Source organism: Paenibacillus sp. H1-7 (assembly GCF_022354825.1).
In the GTDB taxonomy this organism is placed as follows: domain Bacteria; phylum Bacillota; class Bacilli; order Paenibacillales; family NBRC-103111; genus Paenibacillus_S.
On the sequence record NZ_CP031168.1, the window covers coordinates 8,345,259 to 8,366,160 of the forward strand.

The window sequence follows — 20,902 nt, forward strand, 5'->3', positions numbered from 1 at the left end:
AAGTACCTCAACAGCTCCGGTTAAACAACAAAAAACCGCCGGTTCCGGCGGAATAAAGCTACGATACGGCAGTGTTTCACACCTTTATTTAAACATTCGTTTTTCCGTTTCTATTTTCTTGTTCTCAAAGTACGATTCGATCTGCTTTCTTAGCACAAAAGCCCGTAAGGAATTAACCTGCTCAGAAGACATGTCGGTGAATTGAACTCCGTAGTAGTATCGGTCCCCCAGTAAATCCTGCCTCACTAACTCGGCACGACACGATAAGACAAAACCGATATGAAGCTCCAAATCAATCTGGCTCCAATTGCTCTCTCCATTTATAGCATCTTTCTCCAAAGTAAAGCCAACACCGCTTACGCTGATGTTATGAATACGGAGCTCGATCTCCTCCTCCGGAAGTCTCATTATGTCTCCCGGCCCCGAGGCGATACCGCGGATCAGACCGGTTTCGTTCACTTCCACTCGAGGGAACTCCCTTTTTTCGGCAAAGCGGCGCTGATTTTGCGTCCCTGCCTTTCGACAGGCTTGCCATGGACGAAAAAGATACATAGGACATTGCATCTAAAAGTTGTAGGCACATGGACCTAGTGTGATTTTATTATACATTCCCGCCTTAAAAGGTAGCAACCGATTACCTGCAAATTAACGATTTCTTCAAAAGCAAGGTATAATGATAACAAAGAGAAGCTGCCGCACATCCTTGCTTGCCAAGCGAAGTCGGCCATTTTGCCTTTATTATCCATGGAAAAAGGTGATCGCATGAAAGCTCATGGCCATGAATCGGATCCTGCCCTCGATACCGCCCGGCATCCGGTGATTCTTTTTGACGGAGAATGCCGTTTCTGCAACGGCTGGGTGAAGTTCCTTCTGCGCCGCGACAAGCGCGATGTATTCCGTTTCGCTCCCTTGCAATCGGAAGCTTCACAGCTGCTGCTGCCATCCCACCTTAGGAATGGCGGGTCTTCTCTGGATTCCGTCATTGTAGTGGAACCCGGAGCCGTCTACACTCATTCCTCGGCTGTGCTGCGAATTGCCAAGCATCTTGGAGGCGCATGGGCCCTCCTCTACGGATTGATCATCATCCCGGCCTCGCTCCGGGACCGTATATACCGCTGGGTCGCCAAAAACCGCTATGCCTGGTTCGGTAAGGAACAAAGCTGCATGATGCCTACCGAGGAAACGAAGCGCAAATTTATTGGATAACAGCCTGGGCAGGCCTTCCGTTGACGCAAGTGCTGCCTTATCCCCATATGGGGATAGCGACTGGAATAAATCGAAGGTGCTTGCGTCAATATCCCCAGATTTTTATAATGAAATGTGCATAATAACCTAGTTATCCACAATGTTATCCACAGCATGTTAACAAATCGAATATTTGTTCGTTTATCCCTGTTTGTGGATAAGTAACCATCCTGAATGAGGTGTCTGTGTGCAAGAACATATCCCTTTTATGAACGCCGCCATCGAGGAAGCGCGCAAAGCCGAGGCGCTGAAGGAAGTGCCCATCGGCGCCGTCGTCGTGTGGAAAGACCAAATCATTGGCCGCGGCTATAATTTACGCGAAACGACCCGCGATCCGCTGGCGCATGCCGAGCTTATCGCGATAAAACAAGCCAGCGAGTTTTTGCAGGCGTGGCGCTTGCTTGATTGCCGGCTCTACGTCACACTGGAGCCTTGCCCGATGTGTGCCGGGGCCATCGTGCAGTCGAGAGTCCCGCAGGTCATCTACGGGACTACGGATCCTAAAGCCGGCTGTGCAGGAACATTGATGAATTTGCTGCAGGAGGAGCGGTTTAACCATCGCGTAGATGTCGTAAGCGGCGTTCTTCAGGAAGAGTGCAGCACCATGCTGACCCAATTTTTCCGCCGCTTGAGGGGCAAAGAATAACTTCAATGGATTTTTCCCCTTCGCCTTGCGGACGGTTCGTGGCAAACAAAAAAAGCAGGAGTTCCCATTCAAAACGGGCTCCTGCTTTTTTTTCATTCAAGATGAGATTACCTGATTGTCGCTCCCTCTTAATTCCACCTGCACATCCTGCGGCAGAACGACCGTCACATTCATATACGGATAGTAGGAATCGAAGCCTTGCTCCGACGGAAGCCTTTTAATCTGCAAATACATCGTATCTCCCACCGTATGGACCGAGACTACCTGCTCCTTCGCTAAAGGCGGGGATTCCTCACCCGCTTTGATTCTATCGCGGAACGTACCGAAGACTTGCACCGATCTCTCCGGCGATTTGTCTACCTTGACGGCATGCTCCGATGATTGCACGACGATCTTTTTGATCCCGTCCCCTAGCGATTCTTTGACGGAAGGAAGATCCTTCGTAAGCTCCGTTGTATTCAGCATTGACCTTACTTCTCCCATGATGCCGGCTGAAGTAAGCAGCGTGAAGCCAAGACAGCCGATACACAGCACGCCGACGAAGAACAAGCTCATCATATCGTAATGAAGCACGGTGTTTTCTTTTTTGGAGAAGAGTAGATAGACGATGATTTCCAGCCCAAGCATGACGAAAATTAACGGCCACCATGTTATAAACGCGTCGTAAGCCTGCAGCCCGTTCCATTGTGACATGAATAATATGACACCCAGCACTATGAGCGACAAGCCCATCGATAACGTGCCTACACGCCATTTTTTCATCCGCTCAATCCCTCCTCTGCTTACTTCCGAGCAATAATCGAATCCCGCCGCCGATGAGCAGCACAGATACAACGAATGTCTGGAAATATTGGTGGAATAGCATCGAGATGCGTTCTTGAGGGAACATCCGGTCCAGAGCGCTCAGCAGCACTTCATCGGCTAAATAATACAAGCCCAGCAGCAGCAGTACGATGCCTACCCATTTCTGGTGATTAATAAGCCAATCGACAAAAGGCAAATCCCTAAGCTCTTCGCGGCCTTGCTTGGAAATAAGCTGAAGCGCGTCGAAGAAGCTGTAAAACCAAAGGATCGGGATCAGAAACAAAAAGAGGGACAGACGCAGCACATCCATAATGTAAATGCTGAACAAGAAGGCAGCCATCAGCTGCAAACCGCGTTTTTGCAATCCGAGATACATATGCCCCGCTCCTGGAATGATAGAGAGGAACGTAGCGATCATCTTGCTTTTTCTGCCGTCCTCGCGGCTTTCCTGGAAATCCTCCAAAAACGTTTGATCGATCAAAAACTCACCCCGCTGCTTCCGGTTCAGCTGCTGAATGCTGTCGAACATGGAGTACAGCCAGATGATAGGCATTACGCCGAGAAATGCCAGAAATCCCTCCTGATGCGTCAGGACCGAAATAAAGACGATCATCGCAAACGAGCCGAAGAAAGCGATCAAAAACGCCAATCCCCGCTGCATCAAGCCAAGCTGGAAATGGCCGAGACCCGGAATGACCGACAATACAATGGTAAAAAACCGTTCATTATCCGGACGCGGGGGTGAAGCATACACTCCATCCTGCGACGGAACAGGAGCTTGAAGAGATGGCTCGCGCCCGCGGATTAAAGTAATCACCATATCGACTAAGTTAATGAATCCAACGAATAGCGCCACCGCCATCAGGAGCGCCAAAATTTCGCCGTTGTAACGGTATTTTCCCGATACGACCAGCAGGAACATGAGCAGCACCGGTCCAAAAAAACCGCATCCGTAAATTACAGCCCGGAACAAACGGTTTAAATAAAGATGTCCCATTCCGGGGATGAAAGACAGCAGCAGCGCCGCCATCGGGTTTTTTGGTTGCATTAACGATTCCCCCCTCTTTCGTGTTTAGGCTGGATCGAATCCAGCATGCCAATGGTTTTTTCCATAATGCGTTGCGATACGGAGGACCGGTCTTCCTGAACAGGCGGAGATGCTACCACGTTCGTCTCTGCAGAGCCTACCCGTTCCGCCAGCGAATGAAACACCCCTGTACTCATTAAGAGGAAGGTTACTGCAGCAGCCACCGCATAATGAAACACGGGATGGCGCAGGAACGATGGTGTGATTTTCTTGTGGTTCTGGGTCACCGGCTCCGGCTTCCTTGCATCGATCGCCTCTGACTGTGTAACAGAGGCCGCGATGGACTGCATGACGGCGTCAGCCATAGCGGTTTTCGTTTGTTCCGCCAGCACTGGGAACGAGTCCCTAGCGAGCTCCAGACACTGCATATACTGTTCAAGACATTGATCGCACGAGCCGAGATGCGCTTCGTATTCAAGCTGCTCTTCCATCGCCAGTTCTTCTCTCACATAGCGGCCCCATTGTTCCAACGAATAATGCTTCATCCCCACTCCTCCTCCTTCCAGTGCTTGCGGATCCATTGTTTGGCTCGATACAGCTTCGATTCCACCGTCTTCAGGGTGACACCCTGCTCTATCGCTATCTCCTGATAACTTTTATCCTCGATATAAAAGGCAACGACCACGTCCCGGTAATTGTGGGGCATATCGTCCAGACATTCCCGAATCCTCTGCCGCCTATGATTATGAAGCACTTCCTCCTCTACCGTATGGGTCGGATTAACCGGAAATAACAGCTCCGGCTCATCGGTCAGCTGCTCTCGTTTGCGCTCCAGCGACCGTTTGTAGTCAATCGCTTTGTTCACGGTAATTCGCGTGATCCACGTCTTAAACCCTTGGTGCTGATACTGAGGGAGAGAAGCATATATTTTCAACAGCGCTTCTTGCGTCACATCTTCGGCATCCTTAGACGACCGGAGCACAGAGTACGCTACATGGTATAAATACGATTGATATTTAGCCATCAATAAGCGAAATGATTGCACGTCGCCGGCTACGATGCGTTCGATCCACTCTGTTTCCTCTGTAATGTTCTCCCCCTCCTCTCCGAAGTAATAGACGCGGCTGCAGCGAACGACCCCTGCACTTTACAGAAATATTTTTTACAGTGGCATCTTTTTTATTGTATAACAAGAAAAGTCCCCAAAGGTGCAGCGTGCTAAGGAGCTCATTCTGACTACTTTTAGGTACACTTTCCAGACCAACAAAAAGAACCGCTCCAAGTCTTGAGCGGCCCCTCTCTATTTTGAATAATAGTTCCACGAGGAACAAATTCGGCAGCTTTACTTCAGCCCGTTTTGGGATTTCACTTGCAGCTTTCCGCCTTGGAACACCAGGATCGCATTGGATCCTAATCCATCGCCTTTGTATTGATAAGTAACGATGTACATTTCTTCGCCCTTTTTGCCCGTCTCAGCCATCAGTTCCCCTTCGCCGCCTATAATCTCGGTGGCTTTTTCGTACGTCATGCCGCTCTCCAGCTTCTCAAACTTCGCTTTCGTTATTTTAGCATTAGGAGCGTCTCCGCATCCTGCCGCGGTTATCGCAATCGCCACACAAATAAGCAATGTAAAAAGTACTCTCATCCAAAACTCCTCCAACTTTTCATTTTTTTCCATAACTACCGCATATTCTATAATGTTTACCACGTGTTGACCATGGGTCCAGAGTTTCAACTGTTAGGAGCTAACGGCAGGAATACAAGCAGAATGCACAAAAAAAACTCCTGCGGATTTCGCAGGAGATCGCTTATGTGATCATTATTTTTAATGAAAAGCTTTGAAGTGGCGCGCCCGATACGATTCGAACGTACGACCTGCAGTTTAGGAAACTGTCGCTCTATCCTGCTGAGCTACGGGCGCGCGGCAAAGAGTATTATAGCATACATTTGCGTCAGCGAAAAGATTATCGCAGGCAGTAATAAGGGAACCTTTTACAGCTCGGTTAAAATTTGCGGTCCCTTCTTGGTTATCGCCACCGTATGCTCGAACTGTGCCGATAAGGCGCCATCCCATGTACGGGCCGTCCACCCGTCCAATTCCACATACATTTCATGCGTACCTGCATTGATCATCGGCTCGATGGTGATAACCATGCCTTCCTTCAAAACAAATCCTTTTCCAGGCTTCCCTACATGCTGAAAGGTTGGCTTCTCGTGCAGCGACTGCCCGATCCCGTGTCCGACCAAATCCCTTACGACCGAATATCCCGCTCCTTCGGCGTGCTTTTGAACTACATGCATGACATCCCCTATCGTATTGCCTGCTACCGCTTTCAGAACCGCCATATCGAGGCATTCCTTGGCCACCTTCACCAAACGTGCGGCTTCCGGAGATACGGCGCCTACCTTGTACGTACGGCAGGAATCGGCCATCCAGCCGTTATAGCTGCATACGATGTCCATTTTGACAATGTCGCCGCTACGCAAAGGCGTATCATTGGGGAATCCATGAGCGATCACATCGTTCAATGAAGCGCATGTTGCATAAGGGAACCCTTTATAGCCTTTCGTCACTTGGCGGGCTCCATGGTCGTTAATAAACCGCTCTGCGAAGTCGTTAATCTCCAGCGTCGTGATGCCCGGACGAATCATGCGGCTAAGCTCTTCATGACATTGGGCCAGCACTTGACCTGCTTTTCGAATCGCAGCAATTTGTTCCGGCGTTTTCAAAATAATCATGCTCATCGCCTCTTTGCGTTTATTACCTATAGTACGCATCGGTTTGCAAAATGCCCCTCTGCTGGAACGATCCAAATATTTGTCCCATACCACAATAGTCCATGCTGGCCGAAATAGAATATCCATTCTCTTTTTAAATTGTTCATGGTAGAATGAGGAAAGCATATGAGTGAGGTGTTGGGCTGCGTGTTGGAGGACAATCGGTTTTATATTATTTACGATGAGTTTTCGATTTCGATCTGCTCTGTTCTTGACGACGTATGTGAGGAGTTGGCTTTAGGGGGCACACTGTACGGCTATGCCGACAACGAAGAGCTCGCGCAAATGATGATGGTAGAATGTTTCCATTATTTGTCCGCGAAAAATGCGTAATATAAAGACGACAGCCCTCCATGTAGAACTGTCGTCGCTTCATTATTTAGATTAGATTTGATCAGCCTTCCCCGTTATTGTGACGGGAGTGATTTTGCTGTTTAACCTTCTTGGAGCCCGATAGAGGCTCCATCGGCTGATTGTTTTTTTCGCTGCGGTTTTTTTGTCCGCTTGGGGGATTTACGGGCTGGGCAATATCTTTTGGCATGGTCCGTCCTCCTTGATCAATCTTTATCGTTTAATGTAATCGACATCTCTTGGGACGACTCGTCATGATTCAGCGCATCTTGATGACGGCGATCGTTCGTTTGCTGCTGCAGCTGTTGGGCATGATGGCTGTTAACGGCCACCTGATCCAGGTCTTTGACTACATTTTGCAAGTTTTTATCGACACTGCTTTTATTTTTTGTCATAACTCATCCCTCCACGCTCGTGGCTATTTCGTTATGCTGTGAAGCTGCTGTGCGCACTCGTGAATATGACGGACATAGTCGTCAACCATCGTTTGGATGATATTTGTCCGTTCGTCTACATTGCGTCCGTCAACCTCCACATCCACAAGATCCACTTTAACTTCCCGTGAATCCACATACGTGCATTTGAAATCAAAGCTGTAGTTGGAATGACCTGCTGTCGCAATATGCAAACGAAGCGCATTAGATTCGGCCTCGTCCGCTAGTACTTCCGCCCGGTCCGATGCATTGAGCACCGTAGGCAACGTTTCCGACCATGCAGCGGCCAATTGCTGCTGATCTATTGCAAGGGTATCTGTATTTGCCATCTTATCAACACCTCCACAATCTATAAGGTGCGAATCCGCCAACCTGTTTATGCGATACGGCAGGAAGTAAAAAAAGGAACGCATCTTCTAATGCCATTCCTTTTTTCATCCGATGATCTCAGAATCTTATCCATTCTATCATAATAAAAAAAGCCGCATCATCCGCAAAGGACGATACAGCTTCTTAATCAAGGTTATGAAATCCTTATGTAAGCCACAAAATTTTATGGCGGAGAGGGTGGGATTCGAACCCACGGAGACCTCACGACCTCGGCGGTTTTCAAGACCGCTGCCTTAAACCACTCGACCACCTCTCCGGGTGACAAAAAGGATTGTATCACATTTGATCAGGCTATTTCAAGTTCTACTTTTTGCTGATCTTCGTCAAATTGTTCATGTATGGACGAAGCACCTCAGGAATAACGACACTTCCGTCTTCCTGCTGGTAATTTTCCAAAATAGCGGCAACGGTCCGTCCGAGCGCAAGGCCCGATCCGTTCAACGTATGCACGAATTCCGGCTTCGCTTTCGCATCGCGGCGGAAACGAATATTGGCACGACGAGCCTGGAAATCCTCGAAGTTGCTGCAAGACGAAATTTCTCTGTACGTGTTGCCGCTAGGCAGCCACACTTCCAAGTCATACGTCTTCGCTGACGAAAAGCCCAAATCCGCAGTACACAAAGTCAGCACCCGGTAAGGCAGCTTCAACAGCTGCAGCACCTTCTCCGCATCGGCCGTCAGCTTCTCCAGCTCGTCATACGAGCTCTCGGGAGCTGTAAGCTTCACCAGTTCAATTTTGTTGAACTGATGCTGGCGGATCAGGCCACGGGTATCCCTGCCTGCAGAACCTGCCTCAGAACGGAAGCAGGCGCTAAAGGCGCTGAAATATTTCGGCAAGTCCTCGATGGACAAGATGTCGTCACGGTAATAGTTCGTAACCGGAACCTCCGCCGTCGGGATAAGGAAGTAATCAATGCCTTCGCCGGCAATTTTGAATACATCCTCTTCGAACTTAGGCAGCTGTCCGGTACCGGTCAAGCTATCCCGATTCACGATTTGCGGCGGGAGCATCTCTTCATATCCATGCTGGTCGCTGTGCAAATCCATCATGAAGTTGATTAAAGCTCGCTCCAACCTAGCTCCGAGCCCCTTATAGAATACAAAGCGGGAACCCGTTACCTTCGCTGCAGCCTCGAAATCGAGAATACCGAGCTCTTGTCCAATTTCCCAATGGGCCTTAGGCTCAAAGGAGAACGCCGCAGGCTCGCCGACACGGCGAATCTCGACGTTATCGTCTTCGGACTTGCCCACCGGCACGCTTTCATGAGGAACGTTAGGAATGGACATCGTAATTCCGTTCAAGTCCGCTTCCAGTACACGAATCTCTTCATCCAGCACTTTAATGCGGTCGCCGACGCCCTTCATTTCCTCAATCAGGGCATCCGCATCCTGCTTCGCTTTTTTCAAAGCGGCCACTTCCTGAGACACGACGTTCCGGCGATTTTTCAAGCTCTCCACTTCCTGGAGCAACTCTCTTCGCTTGGTGTCGAGACTCGTAAACCGGCTAATATCTTCGAGCGTTTTGCCGCGATTGGTCATCGCTTGCTCTACAAGCTGCAAATCGTTTCGCAGCAGTTTTACATCCAACAAGGGGACCCCTCCTACCTCGCTTCACGTACCATATCTAGAAAATATGCATGCATCCGTTCATCGTCCGTTAGCTCCGGATGGAAAGAGGCGACAAGCAAGCGCCCCTGACGAGCGGCAACAATTTGATCTTTGTACGTGGATAATACCTCGACGCCCTCGCCTACCGCTTCGATCAACGGGGCACGGATAAACACCGCACGAACATCGTCGGCGATGCCTTTCACGTCAAGATCCGTTTCAAAGCTCTCCCGCTGTCTCCCGAACGCATTACGAGCCACCTTGATATCCATCAGCCCAAGATGCGCTTCAGGCTCACCGGCAATTTCCTTGGCGATGACGATCAGGCCGGCACATGTCCCGAAAATCGGCTTTCCTTGCTCATGAAACGAACGCAGTGCATCTATGAAGTGATAGGTTCTCATCAGCTTGCCGATCGTTGTGCTTTCCCCGCCGGGAATGATCATCCCGTCCACTTCATCCAGCTGCTCCGTTTTTTTGACAACGACACCTTCGCCGCCGGCCTTCTCGATAAGCTTAATATGCTCGGCAACGGCTCCCTGGAGAGCCAGTACTCCTATTTTCATCGCTAATCCACCTTTTTGCTTACACCATTACCAGCCGCGTTCTTGCATGCGTTGAGTGGCGTCCAGCTTGGAAATTTCGATCCCTTTCATCGGAGTTCCCAAGTTTTTGGAAATTTTTGCGATCAATGCGTAATCCGTGTAGTGAGTCGTAGCTTCTACAATCGCTTTAGCGAACTTCTCAGGGCTGTCCGATTTGAAAATACCGGAGCCTACGAACACGCCGTCCGATCCCAAATGCATCATCAGTGCAGCATCGGCAGGTGTCGCTACGCCGCCTGCAGCAAAGTTAACGACCGGCAATTTGCCTGTTTCGTGAACTTGCAGCAGCAGCTCGTACGGAGCTCCCAGGTTTTTGGCTTCCGCCATCAGCTCGTCCTTGGACATAGCTTGTACTTTTTTAATTTGACCGACCATCATGCGCATATGACGAACCGCTTCCACGATATTACCCGTTCCCGGCTCACCCTTCGTACGGATCATCGACGCGCCTTCACCGATTCTGCGCAGCGCTTCGCCAAGATCTCTGGCGCCGCAAACGAAAGGAACCGTGAACTCTCTTTTGTTAATATGGAACACTTCATCGGCAGGAGTCAGCACTTCGCTCTCATCGATGTAATCCACACCCATGGCTTCCAAAACCTTAGCTTCAACGAAATGCCCGATACGAGCCTTAGCCATTACCGGAACGGATACGGCCTTCATTACCTCTTCCATAACCGTTGGGTCCGCCATACGGGCTACACCGCCCACTGCACGGATGTCCGACGGCACCCGTTCCAAAGCCATTACGGCAGATGCACCGGCAGCTTCAGCGATTCTCGCTTGCTCCGCGTTCATGACGTCCATAATTACGCCGCCTTTTTGCATTTCTGCCATCCCTTTTTTAACGCGAGATGTTCCTGTTTCCATGTCCGATTCCTCCATACCTATGTCAATAATATCGTGGATCAACGAAATTAGCACAAACTACTAAACAATTATTTTACAGGAAGACGTTTAAATAAACAACAGGTTTACTTGTTTTTATTCCTTCTTTGCACCCGTAACCATGTCTACAAAAAAGTTTTTAATCGCCCGGAAAAACAATCGGAACCAGCTGCCCTTCTCCACATCTTCATTCGCTATCAAATTCGCGACTTTTTCGGTACCCTGATAAGTCACCTTGACCGTTCCAAGCACGTCTCCGCTTTTAATTGGAGCTACAAGCTTGCTCTCTTCAACCGGCTGCGCCGTAATCGTGAATTGATCCGGTGTTGCGCCTTTCTTAACTACAAAATTAACACCGGTTTGCGTCACTACCGGAACTTGCGTAGCTACACCTTTTTTAATATTTACCGTTTTTAGCGAATCTATTTCTTGCTTGGCTGTCAATATCGGTTTCGATTCAAAATTGCTAAATCCGTAATCCAACACCTTTCTGGTTTCCTCAAATCGAGTCGGTTCTTTGGGGGTACCCATAACGACGCTGATTAAACGCATACCGTTTCTTTCCGCCGTTCCCGTGAAGCAATAGCCTGCGTCATCCGTTGAGCCTGTTTTCAAACCGTCCAAGCCCTCATAAGCATACTTCTTGAAGTTGATATTATCTTTGTTCCCTGCCAGCATCCAGTTCCAGTTGATCATAGGCGTTTTGTCTTTCTCACGGAACTTTTTCGATGGAATACTTGTATATTCGAGTACTTCCTTATGGTCCTTTAAGATATTATAAGCAATAATGGCTGCGTCGCGTGCTGTAAGCAGTGTTTCCCCTTGAAGCTCCTTCGGCGCGTATTTCCCCATATCCGCTCTGGACAAGCCTGTGGCATTAATAAAATGCGCCTGCTCGGATAGCCCGAACTCCTTGGCTTTTGCGTTCATCATTTTAGCGAATTCTTCTTCGGAGCCCGCTATTTTCTCCGCTAATGCAACCGAAGCGTCATTCGCCGAATAAATCGACATCGCTGCGAACATATCCTTCATAGAAACCTGTTCGTTCAGTGCCAGCAAACCGCCCGACCCGATAACATCAGCCGCATTTTGACTTGTCGTGACCATCTCATCCCAGCTGAATTTGCCGCTCTTCACCGCTTCCATAGTCAAATATTCCGTCATCATCTTCGCCATACTTGCCGGCGGCAGCGGGGTGTCCGCACGATCTTCGAATAATATTTGCCCCGATGCAGCATCCATCAAAATAGCGGATTTTACATTCAATTTTAAATCAACCTGCTCTGCAGCCACAGCCGCTTTAGGTTGAGTAACCAATGACAATCCCAACTGAGCCAACAATGCAACCGTCAATACTACGGAAACTCGCCTTACAGAAAAAAACACAGTCTCACTCCTCAACTTAAAATTTGATGCGTAAACGCGTAATTCATATTGTACCACAGGGGGAAAACCTGTTCAAAACAAAGAAAACGCAGCCCGTAGGCCGCGTCTCAAATATTTCCATATATTACATTACAACGAGTAGTTTGGAGCTTCTTTTGTAATTTGTACGTCATGCGGATGGCTTTCACGAAGTCCGGCACCCGTAATGCGAATAAACTCTGTGTCGTTGATAAGCGATTCAATGTTCTCTGCACCACAGTAACCCATACCGGAACGCAAGCCTCCGATAAGCTGGTACACGGTATCGGCCAAAGGCCCTTTGTAAGCGATACGGCCTTCGATCCCTTCCGGAACGAGCTTGCTCTCGTTCTCTTGGAAGTAACGGTCCTTGCTGCCTTCCTTCATAGCGCCCAACGAACCCATACCGCGGTATACTTTGAACTTTCTGCCTTGATAAATTTCCGATTCGCCCGGGCTCTCATCCGTTCCTGCGAACAAGCTTCCGATCATTACGGCACTTGCACCCGCCGCAATCGCCTTGGTCACGTCACCGGAATATTTAATACCTCCGTCCGCGATAACAGGCACGTTATATTCTCTTGCCACCGACGCGCAATCATAAATCGCGGTAATTTGCGGTACGCCGATCCCTGCGATGATCCGTGTCGTACAGATCGATCCCGGTCCGATACCTACCTTAACGATCGATGCTCCGGCTTCGATAAGGTCTCTTGTCCCTGCTCCCGTTGCCACGTTACCGGCACAAATAGGAAGATCAGGATATTGGGCACGAATTTGTTTGACCGTGTTGAGGATGTTGATGTGGTGACCGTGTGCCGAGTCAACGACGATCAAGTCCGCTCCTGCTTCAACCAGAGCCGCTGTACGCTCCATAACGTCCTTGGAGACCCCTACCGCTGCACCGACTAGAAGACGGCCGTGGATGTCTTTTGCGGAGTTAGGGAACTGAATAGCCTTCTCAATATCTTTAATTGTAATAAGGCCCTTCAGAGTGTTGTGCTCGTCTACCAAAGGAAGCTTCTCGATCTTATGCTTTTGCAAAATAACTTCCGCTTGTTGAAGCGTAGTACCTACAGGAGCCGTTACCAGATTGTCGCGAGTCATAACCTCTTTAATCTTGATCGAGTAATCGTGCACGAAACGCAAGTCACGATTGGTCAAAATACCTACCAGCTTCTTGTTCTCGTCACAAATCGGAACGCCTGAGATCCGGTACTTGGCCATCAGCTCTTCGGCATCGTACACATGATGTTCTGGTGTAAGGGAAAAAGGATTCGTAATAACGCCGCTTTCCGAGCGTTTAACGCGATCCACTTCTTCAGCCTGCAGCGCAATGGACATGTTCTTGTGAACAATACCGATTCCGCCTTCTCTTGCGATAGCAATGGCCAAAGCCGCTTCCGTTACCGTATCCATCGCAGAGCTTAACAACGGAATGTTCAACTTGATCTTATCCGTTAGCTTCGTTGAGATGTCGATCTCCTTACCAAACACTTCTGACTTCCTTGGCACCAACAATACATCATCAAACGTCAAGCCTTCTTTAGCAAACTTCGTATCCCACACAGAACTTAATCCTCCTTAGATTTCTTACTTGCCCGTAGATATTATTGCAATATTAACAAAAGCCCAATTTTCATGTCAAGCCCATCTTCATAACCGAAATAGAATCTTCATATTCGGCTTATAAATTGGGAAAAGAAGGATTGTAAACGGGATTGTTTGCTCCCCCTCCTCAGTATTCCCATCGTCACCATGCAATATATAAAAGCTGCAAGGGTTGTCTTACCCTTTTCTTTCTGCTTTGAGTATGGTAAGTAAACCTCTATCGAGGCCACCAAAAATGAGTGACCTTCAAGTTTTACTTTGGCAAAACTCTCTTCGTAAGAATGGCAGTTTTATCGCCACCTTCCATCGGATGATCTCGGTATCGTATAAATTCTATTACGGTAACAAAAAAGAGCCTTTCTGGAATTTATCCAGAAAAGCTCTTTGCCGTTGCTTGGCGACGTTCTACTCTCCCAGGACCCTTCGGTCCAAGTACCATCGACGCTGGAAGGCTTAACGGTCGTGTTCGGTATGGGTACGCGTGGTTCCCTTCCGCCATCATCACCAAACGGTATGTTTCTGCCAAGAAACATAAGGTATTTCATTCAGGTCGTCTTGCGCCCTGAAAACTAGATACGAAACGATGCGTGTAATGAGCAAGTGTATTGCATCTCTGACCATACTTCGTATGGCAGATCATTGGATAAGCCCTCGACCGATTAGTATTCGTCAGCTCCACACGTTGCCGTGCTTCCACCCCGAACCTATCTACCTCGTCGTCTTCAAGGGGTCTTACATACTGGGAAATCTCATCTTGAGGGGGGCTTCACGCTTAGATGCTTTCAGCGCTTATCCCGTCCGTACGTAGCTATCCAGCCGTGCTCCTGGCGGAACAACTGGTACACCAGCGGTACGTCCATCCCGGTCCTCTCGTACTAAGGACAGCTCCTCTCAAATTTCCTACGCCCACGACAGATAGGGACCGAACTGTCTCACGACGTTCTGAACCCAGCTCGCGTACCGCTTTAATGGGCGAACAGCCCAACCCTTGGGACCTACTTCAGCCCCAGGATGCGATGAGCCGACATCGAGGTGCCAAACCTCCCCGTCGATGTGGACTCTTGGGGGAGATAAGCCTGTTATCCCCAGGGTAGCTTTTATCCGTTGAGCGATGGCCCTTCCATTCGGTACCACCGGATCACTAAGCCCGACTTTCGTCCCTGCTCGACCTGTTTGTCTCGCAGTCAAGCTCCCTTATGCCTTTGCACTCTTCGAATGATTTCCAACCATTCTGAGGGAACCTTGGGGCGCCTCCGTTACTTTTTAGGAGGCGACCGCCCCAGTCAAACTGCCCACCTGACACTGTTCCCCGACCGGATCACGGCCGCGGGTTAGAACTCCGATACGATCAGGGTGGTATCCCAACGTCGCCTCCACACAAGCTGGCGCTCATGCTTCTCAGGCTCCCACCTATCCTGTACAGATCGTACCAAAGTCCAATATCAAGCTGCAGTAAAGCTCCATGGGGTCTTTCCGTCTTGTCGCGGGTAACCTGCATCTTCACAGGTATTAAAATTTCACCGGATCTCTCGTTGAGACAGCGCCCAAGTCGTTACGCCATTCGTGCGGGTCAGAATTTACCTGACAAGGAATTTCGCTACCTTAGGACCGTTATAGTTACGGCCGCCGTTTACTGGGGCTTCGGTTCATAGCTTCGGGATTGCTCCCTAACCACTCCCCTTAACCTTCCAGCACCGGGCAGGCGTCAGCCCGTATACTTCGCCTTGCGGCTTCGCACAGACCTGTGTTTTTGCTAAACAGTCGCTTGGGCCTTTTCACTGCGGCCCCCTCGGGCTATTCACCCTACCGAGGCACCCCTTCTCCCGAAGTTACGGGGTCATTTTGCCGAGTTCCTTAACGAGAGTTCTTCCGCGCGCCTTAGCATGCTCTGCTCGCCTACCTGTGTCGGTTTGCGGTACGGGCACCTTCTCCCTGGCTAGAGGCTTTTCTTGGCAGCCTGAACTCATGACCTTCGCTACTGTAATTTTCACTCCCCATCACAGACCAGCCTTACGATGTGCGGATTTGCCTACACATCAGCCTCTCTGCTTGGACGGGCATCCATCAGCCCGCGTCACTATCCTTCTGCGTCACCCCATTGCTCATAACGGTTCACGGTGGTACAGGAATATCAACCTGTTGTCCTTCGACTACGCCTTTCGGCCTCGCCTTAGGTCCCGACTTACCCTGAGCGGACGAGCCTTCCTCAGGAACCCTTAGGCTTTCGGCGGACAAGATTCTCACTTGTCTTTTCGTTACTCATACCGGCATTCTCACTTGTATGCTGTCCAGCCGTCCTTACGATCGACCTTCAACCTACATACAACGCTCCCCTACCAGAGTGTACTAGGTACACAATCCATAGCTTCGGTGGCGTGTTTAGCCCCGTTACATTTTCGGCGCAGAGTCACTCGACCAGTGAGCTATTACGCACTCTTTCAATGGTGGCTGCTTCTAAGCCAACATCCTGGTTGTCTGCGCAACTCCACATCCTTTCCCACTTAACACACACTTGGGGACCTTAGCTGATGGTCTGGGCTGTTTCCCTCTTGACAATGGATCTTAGCACTCACTGTCTGACTCCCGGGATAAAGTATGTGGCATTCAGAGTTTGACTGGACTTGGTAACCCTTGGCGGGCCCCGCACCCAATCAGTGCTTTACCTCCACTACTCATCTCCCGAGGCTAGCCCTAAAGCTATTTCGGGGAGAACCAGCTATCTCCGAGTTCGATTGGAATTTCTCCGCTACCCCCACCTCATCCCCGAATTTTTCAACATTCGTGGGTTCGGGCCTCCAGTGCGTGTTACCGCACCTTCACCCTGGACAGGGGTAGATCACACGGTTTCGGGTCTACGCCCACGTACTCATTCGCCCTATTCAGACTCGCTTTCGCTGCGGCTTCGGCTTCTCACCTTAACCTTGCACGGGAACGTAACTCGCCGGTTCATTCTACAAAAGGCACGCCATCACCCGTTAACGGGCTCTGACTTCTTGTAAGCACACGGTTTCAGGTTCTATTTCACTCCGCTCCCGCGGTTCTTTTCACCTTTCCCTCACGGTACTGCTTCACTATCGGTCACTAGGGAGTATTTAGCCTTGGCAGATGGTCCTGCCTGCTTCCCACGAGGTTTCACGTGTCTCGCGGTACTCGGGATCCGTCTAGCGATACGTTGGTTTTTAGCTACAGGACTGTTACCCCCTATGGTGAGCCTTTCCAGACTGCTTCGCCTAACCAACTTTTCGCACATTGACGTCCCACAACCCCAGAGGGCAAGCCCTCTGGTTTGGGCTGTTCCGCTTTCGCTCGCCGCTACTGACGGAATCACTTTTGTTTTCTTCTCCTGAGGGTACTTAGATGTTTCAGTTCCCCTCGTATGCCTCTGCACACCCTATGTATTCAGATGTGAGTAACTGAGAATTACCTCAGCTGGGTTCCCCCATTCGGACATCCCCGGATCAAAGCCTGCTTACGGCTCCCCGAGGCGATATCGTCGTTCGCCACGTCCTTCTTCGGCTCCTAGTGCCTAGGCATCCTCCGTGTGCTCTTATTAGCTTAACCTTGCTAATACACTTTGTTTGCTCTACGCATTTATTTCAGTATCTAGTTTTCAAGGAACAATCTGTAATTCGTATGGTGGAGCCAAGCGGGATCGAACCGCTGACCTCCTGCTTGCAAGGCAGGCGCTCTCCCAGCTGAGCTATGGCCCCATAATCACAATTTGTTGTTATGGTGGGCCCTAGTGGACTCGAACCACCGACCTCACCCTTATCAGGGGTGCGCTCTAACCAGCTGAGCTAAGGGCCCTTGCTATTGTATTCAAACCCTTAAAAAGGGTTCGCTTGGCGACGTTCTACTCTCCCAGGACCCTTCGGTCCAAGTACCATCGACGCTGGAAGGCTTAACGGTCGTGTTCGGTATGGGTACGCGTGGTTCCCTTCCGCCATCATCACCAAACGAATTGCGAGAAGATTTTTGTCCTCTCAAAACTGAACAACGAGGAGAGTGTTAGTTTGTGCAACCGAAGCTGCTTTATGTCCGATGACCTACAGCCATCATGGACTCCATAGAAAGGAGGTGATCCAGCCGCACCTTCCGATACGGCTACCTTGTTACGACTTCACCCCAATCATCTACCCCACCTTCGGCGGCTGGCTCCTTGCGGTTACCCCACCGACTTCGGGTGTTGTAAACTCTCGTGGTGTGACGGGCGGTGTGTACAAGACCCGGGAACGTATTCACCGCGGCATGCTGATCCGCGATTACTAGCAATTCCGACTTCATGCAGGCGAGTTGCAGCCTGCAATCCGAACTGAGACCGGCTTCTAAGGATTGGCTCCACCTCGCGGCTTCGCTTCCCGTTGTACCGGCCATTGTAGTACGTGTGTAGCCCAGGTCATAAGGGGCATGATGATTTGACGTCATCCCCGCCTTCCTCCGGTTTGTCACCGGCAGTCACTCTAGAGTGCCCAACTTAATGCTGGCAACTAAAGTCAAGGGTTGCGCTCGTTGCGGGACTTAACCCAACATCTCACGACACGAGCTGACGACAACCATGCACCACCTGTCTTGGGTGCTCCGAAGAGGGCGTCTATCTCTAGACGTTTCACCCAGATGTCAAGACCTGGTAAGGTTCTTCGCGTTGCTTCGAATTAAACCACATACTCCACTGCTTGTGCGGGTCCCCGTCAATTCCTTTGAGTTTCACTCTTGCGAGCGTACTCCCCAGGCGGAGTGCTTACTGTGTTTACTTCGGCACCAAGGGTATCGAAACCCCTAACACCTAGCACTCATCGTTTACGGCGTGGACTACCAGGGTATCTAATCCTGTTTGCTCCCCACGCTTTCGCGCCTCAGCGTCAGTTACGGTCCAGAAAGTCGCCTTCGCCACTGGTGTTCCTCCACATCTCTACGCATTTCACCGCTACACGTGGAATTCCACTTTCCTCTCCCGCACTCAAGTCATCCAGTTTTCAGTGCGATCCGGGGTTGAGCCCCGGGCTTAAACACCAAACTTAAATGACCGCCTGCGCGCGCTTTACGCCCAATAATTCCGGACAACGCTTGCCCCCTACGTATTACCGCGGCTGCTGGCACGTAGTTAGCCGGGGCTTTCTTCTCAGGTACCGTCACCCACAGGGCAGTTACTCCCCATGGCGTTCTTCCCTGGCAACAGAGCTTTACGATCCGAAAACCTTCATCACTCACGCGGCGTTGCTCCGTCAGACTTGCGTCCATTGCGGAAGATTCCCTACTGCTGCCTCCCGTAGGAGTCTGGGCCGTGTCTCAGTCCCAGTGTGGCCGATCACCCTCTCAGGTCGGCTACGCATCGTCGCCTTGGTAGGCCGTTACCCTACCAACTAGCTAATGCGCCGCAGGCCCATCTGCAAGCCACAGGTTGCCCCGTGTTTCATGATTCCCTCATGCGAGGAAACCAGCTATCCGGTCTTAGCTATCGTTTCCGATAGTTATCCCGGTCTTGCAGGCAGGTTGCCTACGTGTTACTCACCCGTCCGCCGCTATCCCCGAAGGGACCGCTCGACTTGCATGTATTAGGCACGCCGCCAGCGTTCGTCCTGAGCCAGGATCAAACTCTCCATTAAAGTGTCGCCGAAGCGACCGTATAACAGAGCTTGTCTTAAGCTCAAAATTCAATGCTAGCGAGAATTTGCATTCTCTATTTTAACACTCACTCGTTGTTCAGTTTTCAAAGGACAATGCTCTGACAAAATCAATTCTTATTATTCCGATTTTCTTTTGTCATTTTGTGTCGCCTTGTTTAGCGGCGACTTTTATAATATAACACATTCGCCTACTCAATTGCAAGTGTTTTTTTTATTTTCTTTTTTGCTGTTCGAAATAAAAAAACCTTCGTGCAAAAGCAGCGAAGATTAATTTATCACAAATGCATCATAAGAGTCAAGCGAAAAGTCATTTTTAAATTCAGAATGGAAGTTCGCTTTCTTATTTTTCAATTACATCTTGTATGTAAAGGCTTCGTTCCATCGTCAAATTAATGATTTGCCCGTTAATATTCACCCAAGGACGGGTTGGGTGAGTCCTGTCGGAAAATACGATCTCGCCAATCCGGTTGTCATTTAACTTCACCAGTACCCCGTTATGGAATTGGGTTACTTTTTGTATAAACGTCTGTACGAGTGCAGGATCCAGCTTACCAAACGACTCATTGAATAATTGATCAAGAACGAGATAAGGGGAAGAGCCCTTCTTATGGTACCTATCCGATGTCATGGCGTGGAATATGTCCGTAATGGCGATGATTTTGGAATAAAGGTGAATTTGATCGCCTTTCACTCCGATCGGGTATCCAGATCCGTCTTCGCGTTCGTGGTGCTGCAGTGCGGCCAGCTTTACACCTTCGTTAATAGCGGTCACGTTTTTAAGCAGGTTGTAGCCGATAATCGTATGCTTCTTCATATCCTCGATCTCTTCGGACGTAAGCTTATTGGGTTTGAACAAGATGCTGGAATCGACCTTGGCGTTACCAATGTCATGAAGAAGGCCGGCCAAAGCAATCGGCATCAAATCTTTGCCGGGCAGACCATGCCACTTGGCCAAATTGTATGAAGTCAGACTCACCATGATACTGTTGTGGTAAATATAGTCCTGAAGCTGAAACATCCGGGGAGTGAAGGTAAGGATGCGATAATAATCAATGTGCTGTATGAGAGCTTCCAGCTGGGTCCGAATCTCCAGAATCGGAGGGTTCTGGCCGCTGACAGAGGTATATACTTTCTTAAGCAAGACTAGCATTTTATTGTATTCCGTAATAAAAGGAGGTACGACGCTTACTGCTTCTTCAGCAGCGGCTTCCTTGACCGTCTCTTGCTCGCTGGCTTTCGATTCGATCGAAACCGATGGAATCAGAAAAGCCTTTAATATCTCAATATCTTTGTCCGTTACGATTTTCCCTTTGTAAAAGAGAATGCTGCCTCGCTTGGTCAGCACGTTTTCTATCATCTTTTCGCCGGGCTTAAGCTGGGATACGGAAACAGTCGCCATGGAACGTCCACCTTACTTTCTATCATGTCAGTCCTATTTTAAACGAAAAGGAATGGGGATGTAAGCCCCATTCCTTAAATCAAAAGAA

At 49.6% G+C, this 20,902-nt stretch carries 19 protein-coding genes, 4 tRNA genes, 4 rRNA genes and 1 riboswitch; of the genes, 3 read left to right on the top strand and 24 right to left on the bottom strand.

The annotated features are described in order from the left end of the window. Window positions 1–84: 84 nt before the first annotated feature. The gene (locus DVH26_RS36850; RefSeq protein ID WP_239630541.1) at window positions 85–465 is read right to left on the bottom strand and encodes a PilZ domain-containing protein; all 381 of its coding nucleotides are present in this window, start codon (window positions 463–465) and stop codon (window positions 85–87) included. Window positions 466–483: 18 nt separating this feature from the next. Then, window positions 484–543, bottom strand: a riboswitch (cyclic di-GMP riboswitch). Between the two features lie 219 nt (window positions 544–762). On the opposite strand from DVH26_RS36850, the gene DVH26_RS36855 reads away from it, so the two are divergent. Together DVH26_RS36855 and tadA are read left to right on the top strand one after the other, a co-directional pair. Beyond that, the gene (locus DVH26_RS36855) at window positions 763–1,206 is read left to right on the top strand and encodes a thiol-disulfide oxidoreductase DCC family protein (protein WP_239630542.1); all 444 of its coding nucleotides are present in this window, start codon (window positions 763–765) and stop codon (window positions 1,204–1,206) included. A gap of 247 nt (window positions 1,207–1,453) precedes the next feature. Next, a complete protein-coding gene (gene tadA / locus DVH26_RS36860; protein WP_239635611.1) occupies window positions 1,454–1,891 on the top strand; it encodes a tRNA adenosine(34) deaminase TadA in 438 nt (145 codons plus the stop codon). A 96-nt stretch (window positions 1,892–1,987) separates the two neighbouring features. Here the strand turns inward: tadA and DVH26_RS36865 are convergent, their stop codons facing one another. From DVH26_RS36865 to map, 7 genes are all read right to left on the bottom strand, one after another. Continuing rightward, window positions 1,988–2,653 (bottom strand): LiaF transmembrane domain-containing protein, encoded by a 666-nt coding sequence (locus DVH26_RS36865; RefSeq protein ID WP_239630543.1) that lies wholly within the window; start codon window positions 2,651–2,653, stop codon window positions 1,988–1,990. A 4-nt stretch (window positions 2,654–2,657) separates the two neighbouring features. After that, on the bottom strand, window positions 2,658–3,743 hold the full coding sequence (locus DVH26_RS36870; RefSeq protein ID WP_239630544.1) for a hypothetical protein: 1,086 nt from the start codon (window positions 3,741–3,743) through the stop codon (window positions 2,658–2,660). Beyond that, window positions 3,743–4,267: a hypothetical protein gene (locus DVH26_RS36875; RefSeq protein ID WP_239630545.1), complete on the bottom strand. Its 525-nt coding sequence runs from the start codon at window positions 4,265–4,267 to the stop codon at window positions 3,743–3,745. Before DVH26_RS36875 ends, DVH26_RS36870 begins: the two co-directional genes overlap by 1 nt. After that, complete coding sequence (locus tag DVH26_RS36880) at window positions 4,264–4,746, bottom strand: RNA polymerase sigma factor (protein WP_239635612.1); 483 nt, start codon at window positions 4,744–4,746, stop codon at window positions 4,264–4,266. The genes DVH26_RS36875 and DVH26_RS36880 overlap by 4 nt, the downstream gene beginning before the upstream one ends. Before the next feature lie 318 nt (window positions 4,747–5,064). Next, window positions 5,065–5,367 carry a hypothetical protein gene (locus tag DVH26_RS36885; protein ID WP_239630546.1) on the bottom strand — a complete coding sequence of 101 codons (303 nt, stop codon included), beginning with the start codon at window positions 5,365–5,367 and terminating at the stop codon, window positions 5,065–5,067. Between the two features lie 199 nt (window positions 5,368–5,566). Continuing rightward, window positions 5,567–5,643: transfer RNA gene (locus DVH26_RS36890), tRNA-Arg, on the bottom strand. Window positions 5,644–5,714: 71 nt separating this feature from the next. Then, window positions 5,715–6,461: a type I methionyl aminopeptidase gene (map, locus tag DVH26_RS36895; protein ID WP_239630547.1), complete on the bottom strand. Its 747-nt coding sequence runs from the start codon at window positions 6,459–6,461 to the stop codon at window positions 5,715–5,717. A gap of 165 nt (window positions 6,462–6,626) precedes the next feature. Here map and DVH26_RS36900 point away from each other — a divergent pair, with 165 nt between their 5' ends. Then, window positions 6,627–6,833: a hypothetical protein gene (locus DVH26_RS36900; protein ID WP_239630548.1), complete on the top strand. Its 207-nt coding sequence runs from the start codon at window positions 6,627–6,629 to the stop codon at window positions 6,831–6,833. A 61-nt stretch (window positions 6,834–6,894) separates the two neighbouring features. Here DVH26_RS36900 and DVH26_RS36905 read toward each other — a convergent pair whose 3' ends face one another. From DVH26_RS36905 to DVH26_RS36980, 16 genes are all read right to left on the bottom strand, one after another. Beyond that, window positions 6,895–7,041 carry a small acid-soluble spore protein P gene (locus DVH26_RS36905; RefSeq protein WP_239630549.1) on the bottom strand — a complete coding sequence of 49 codons (147 nt, stop codon included), beginning with the start codon at window positions 7,039–7,041 and terminating at the stop codon, window positions 6,895–6,897. 16 nt (window positions 7,042–7,057) lie between these two features. Further along, window positions 7,058–7,246, bottom strand: coding sequence for a hypothetical protein (locus tag DVH26_RS36910; protein WP_239630550.1), 189 nt, complete (start codon window positions 7,244–7,246; stop codon window positions 7,058–7,060). Window positions 7,247–7,269: 23 nt separating this feature from the next. Then, window positions 7,270–7,614, bottom strand: coding sequence for a hypothetical protein (locus DVH26_RS36915; RefSeq protein ID WP_239630551.1), 345 nt, complete (start codon window positions 7,612–7,614; stop codon window positions 7,270–7,272). A 227-nt stretch (window positions 7,615–7,841) separates the two neighbouring features. Beyond that, window positions 7,842–7,931, bottom strand: a tRNA-Ser gene (locus DVH26_RS36920). A gap of 47 nt (window positions 7,932–7,978) precedes the next feature. Continuing rightward, window positions 7,979–9,265, bottom strand: a complete 1,287-nt coding sequence (serS, locus tag DVH26_RS36925) for a serine--tRNA ligase (protein WP_239630552.1) — start codon at window positions 9,263–9,265, stop codon at window positions 7,979–7,981. Window positions 9,266–9,276: 11 nt separating this feature from the next. After that, window positions 9,277–9,849, bottom strand: a complete 573-nt coding sequence (pdxT, locus tag DVH26_RS36930; RefSeq protein WP_239630553.1) for a pyridoxal 5'-phosphate synthase glutaminase subunit PdxT — start codon at window positions 9,847–9,849, stop codon at window positions 9,277–9,279. Window positions 9,850–9,876: 27 nt separating this feature from the next. Next, complete coding sequence (pdxS, locus tag DVH26_RS36935) at window positions 9,877–10,758, bottom strand: pyridoxal 5'-phosphate synthase lyase subunit PdxS (RefSeq protein ID WP_239630554.1); 882 nt, start codon at window positions 10,756–10,758, stop codon at window positions 9,877–9,879. A 114-nt stretch (window positions 10,759–10,872) separates the two neighbouring features. Then, window positions 10,873–12,162, bottom strand: a complete 1,290-nt coding sequence (locus DVH26_RS36940) for a D-alanyl-D-alanine carboxypeptidase family protein (RefSeq protein ID WP_239630555.1) — start codon at window positions 12,160–12,162, stop codon at window positions 10,873–10,875. 129 nt (window positions 12,163–12,291) lie between these two features. Then, window positions 12,292–13,749: an IMP dehydrogenase gene (gene guaB, locus DVH26_RS36945; protein WP_239630556.1), complete on the bottom strand. Its 1,458-nt coding sequence runs from the start codon at window positions 13,747–13,749 to the stop codon at window positions 12,292–12,294. Window positions 13,750–14,183: 434 nt separating this feature from the next. Then, a 5S ribosomal RNA gene (gene rrf, locus DVH26_RS36950) occupies window positions 14,184–14,300 on the bottom strand. Between the two features lie 130 nt (window positions 14,301–14,430). Continuing rightward, window positions 14,431–17,352 (bottom strand): 23S ribosomal RNA (locus DVH26_RS36955). A gap of 73 nt (window positions 17,353–17,425) precedes the next feature. Continuing rightward, window positions 17,426–17,501, bottom strand: a tRNA-Ala gene (locus DVH26_RS36960). A 20-nt stretch (window positions 17,502–17,521) separates the two neighbouring features. Beyond that, window positions 17,522–17,598 (bottom strand) — tRNA-Ile (locus tag DVH26_RS36965). Window positions 17,599–17,631: 33 nt separating this feature from the next. Then, window positions 17,632–17,748: ribosomal RNA gene (gene rrf, locus DVH26_RS36970) — 5S ribosomal RNA — on the bottom strand. Between the two features lie 113 nt (window positions 17,749–17,861). Next, window positions 17,862–19,394: ribosomal RNA gene (locus DVH26_RS36975) — 16S ribosomal RNA — on the bottom strand. The 16S, 23S and 5S rRNA genes sit together here with 2 tRNA genes alongside, the layout of an rRNA operon. Window positions 19,395–19,755: 361 nt before the next feature. Next, complete coding sequence (locus DVH26_RS36980; protein WP_239630557.1) at window positions 19,756–20,814, bottom strand: HD-GYP domain-containing protein; 1,059 nt, start codon at window positions 20,812–20,814, stop codon at window positions 19,756–19,758. Window positions 20,815–20,902: the final 88 nt, after the last annotated feature.